Source organism: Capnocytophaga catalasegens (genome assembly GCF_026005215.1).
In the GTDB taxonomy this organism is placed as follows: domain Bacteria; phylum Bacteroidota; class Bacteroidia; order Flavobacteriales; family Flavobacteriaceae; genus Capnocytophaga; species Capnocytophaga catalasegens.
The window spans coordinates 1-3,027 of record NZ_BPMA01000093.1 but is presented as its reverse complement, the minus strand read 5'-3'; the positions used below and the strand labels follow the sequence as shown (position 1 = coordinate 3,027).

The following is a 3,027-nucleotide window of genomic DNA, read 5'->3' as shown; positions in this document are numbered from 1 at the left end:
CTATTGTATTCTCTATTACACGCAAATTTATAGAGCAATCATCATAAGATTTATATTTCCCAGAATTTTTAGGAGTCCCGAAACCTTCAATACGGAAATCTCCATATTCTTCAAATTTGTGGCTAAATTCAACTCCTATTTGTTGTTTTTCTAATAACTCACTTTTCTTTTCTCCTTTAAAACCTTTGTAAATCATCCAAGAAACCAAATCCAAATTTCCTTTTTTTACAGAAGCTTTAAACGAAGCCTCTTCTCCTTTTCGCAAATAAATGGGTGGTATCTTTTTGTCTGATTTCTGAGTTGAGAAAGGGGATCTTCCTGAAATTTTAGTAAGGGTAATGCTATCTACTAAAGGGATAGCAACTTCCTTCTTAGGCATTTCTATAGTGGGATTTACAGCACTTACTTCTAATGGGGTAGTATTTTCAGAATGTTGCAATAACACACTATCTGTTTGTCCGTGTTTTGCAATAGTTATCTTGCCTCCTACCATACATTGCAACTCTGAAATTTCAGTAAGAGTGTTCTTTCCTAATACTTTTGTACCCTCATAAGTTTTACTCCACTTTAGATTGCATTGTGGTGAGCAAGGTAGATTCCCAGAAGAAGAAGGTTTTAAAGTACATTTTCCAAAGGTCATTGCTGCTGGAATGAAAGTTTTATCATCTTCAGTAGCTACGTATTTATCAGATTGTTCATTAAAAACAATTGTTTTATGGGAGGTTACTTGCAAAGTAGCCTGTTGGTTAGGATTTTCAGCTTTATCACAAATACACTTAGCTCCGTTTACTACGTAATATTTACCATCGTGTTCACTTTTCCCTTCTTGCTTTTGTTGTTCAGCAGCGGCTTCTTTCTCTTTTTCTTCTTGTTGTTTTTGTTCTTCCTCTCGTTGTTCTTGTTTTACTTCATCTTCGAATGGTTTTTCCGCATTAAGTTCTCTTACCTCTTCAGAAGAAGGTATCAATAGGGTTATGTTAGGGTGCAACTGATTACCTACCTGACTATTGAAGTCGGCACGCTCGTTATGATACTCTTTGAGTTTCATTGGGTCTTTTAAGCCTATTTGTTTTGCTATTGAAACAAAAGTATCTTTACTTTTTACTGTGTATTTTGATTGCTCTTGCATAATCCTTATTTTTTTGTTAGCGTTAGTTTTTGGTCGTATAGAAAAATATTTTCAACTTCAATAGTTACATTGGTCTCTGAATACTTTATTCTTCCTGTTTTGCCTGTAAAATCTGTTTGGTGTACAAAGTTAGTATACATCTGTACATTTTCCTGTTCAATTTCTACATAGTATTCTTGGTTATGGATATATGTGATTACTTTATCCATCATCTCTTGTGCATTTGCTATTTTGGGTTCATAATATATTTGGTTGCTTTCTGTTCTTTTTTCTATGTCTCCTTTCCAAAAAGACAATCCTATGGGGAGGATATTCCATAGCAAAGGATAATCAGTGTCAGGCGCAAATTTGCGTATACTAAAACTCAATGCTTTTACAATATGCAACTGCTTTATAAACTCTCTTAGTTTTTCTTGTGTATCTGTTGCTTTAAAAAAATGTGAGCGGATATGTTCTAATCCTTCTCCCTCATACGTTGTTAAGAGTTCATTATCTACTTGTTTTATTCGTTGTTGTATTTCAGAGATGTTAGTTACAAAAAGCACATAGTCCTTGACCTTGCATTTCAGAGGAAAGATGGCTTCCATATACTTGTGTGATATAGATAAAAATTTAGTATCTATCTCCTCTCCATTTACTAAAAACTGACTTCTCTCAATCACTACATCATAAGTAGGCTTTTTCTCTGTCTTTACAAAGATTTTATAGGTAAGAGTAGTGTTATATTCCTGTTCTCCTATTTTTAATGTAAGTACATCTTCAACGGCATAAGTAGCGGTTGGGAATAAATGAGGGGTATCCATAGTCTATTTTGGTTTTTCAATTAAAGTAGATATAATAGGAAAAATGAAAGATAAAAAGTTATTAGATATAGAAAAAATAGAATTATCTTTTTTATATATTCTTTTTTTACAAAAACAAGAGTTACTATGTAAATTATTGGATAAAATAAGCATAGAAAGAAATATATTCCACATAAAACCCGATAAGGTTCATAAATGAAATCATTCTTCTTTTCTATACGAAAAAAACTTACTATAAAGGTTGTTATTATAAAAAATAAAAAAACAAAGATCTGAATATTTATTTTTTTTAATCTTTTCATAATATTATCTCTATTTGTCTTTTCCTGCAATATATCCAAAATAACCATCTTTAAAGGCATCATAAGAAACTATCCAAGATAAGTCTGTATCTCCCCATGAAAATACTGTCAAACTTACTTCTTGTTTAATAGTATTTTTTCTTATATCTTTTAATCCAACCCAGTGATCAGGGAATGTAGGAAAAGGCTTAACATTTTCTTGAAAATTCTTTACTGAAATTAATAATGCTATACTATAATTCTCTCTTATATTTTGTTGCAATTCGTTAACAGATTTTTCTACATCGTTAAAAGAACTTGTTAATATCCTTGATTTATCTTTTATAATAGAATAATTAAGAACTTTTTCCATTAAAAATTTAACTTCATAAGGATAAGTGATACCTGTACTTCCTTCTACTAATCTGTTCCAAAGACTATTCAAATCTGATTCTGTGTCATAATCAAAAATATTGTTCAAATAATCCCGAATAGAACATAAAAATATAAAATCAGGAAAGGATATTTTCTCACCAGAAGCATTATTTAAAGGATAATTTTTATCTGTAGGCTTAAGATCTGTAAGATGTTCATCATCATCAATAACTATTTCATATCCTGTATCTGGAATCTTAGTTTTCCCTATGCGATGTAATTCTAGAATTATCTTTTTAAAAAGATCAAATTTTTGAATTGCCAAAAAATGCCCTATAACAGCTATGCCACATAAGGAACTTGTCCCTTGATTTATGTTCCCTTCTGTTCTTTCTTTAAGTTCATCTTCTAATTTAGTTCTATCTATCCATTTAAACCT

3 protein-coding genes are annotated in these 3,027 nt (G+C 30.8%); all 3 read right to left on the bottom strand.

The window, feature by feature from the left end:
* Positions 1-1,129 (bottom strand): DUF4280 domain-containing protein (locus OO775_RS13975; RefSeq protein WP_264847840.1); only part of this gene is annotated, 1,129 nt, incomplete at its 3' end.
* A 5-nt stretch (positions 1,130-1,134) separates the two neighbouring features.
* Positions 1,135-1,932 carry a hypothetical protein gene (locus OO775_RS13970; protein WP_264847839.1) on the bottom strand — a complete coding sequence of 266 codons (798 nt, stop codon included), beginning with the start codon at positions 1,930-1,932 and terminating at the stop codon, positions 1,135-1,137.
* 312 nt (positions 1,933-2,244) lie between these two features.
* Positions 2,245-3,027 (bottom strand): hypothetical protein (locus OO775_RS13965; protein WP_264847838.1); only part of this gene is annotated, 783 nt, incomplete at its 5' end.

Excerpts from the sequence above, each read along its gene's own strand:
- OO775_RS13970 (WP_264847839.1), bottom strand. The coding sequence starts at position 1,932 with ATGGATACCCCTCATTTATTCCCAACCGCTACTTATGCCGTTGAAGAT.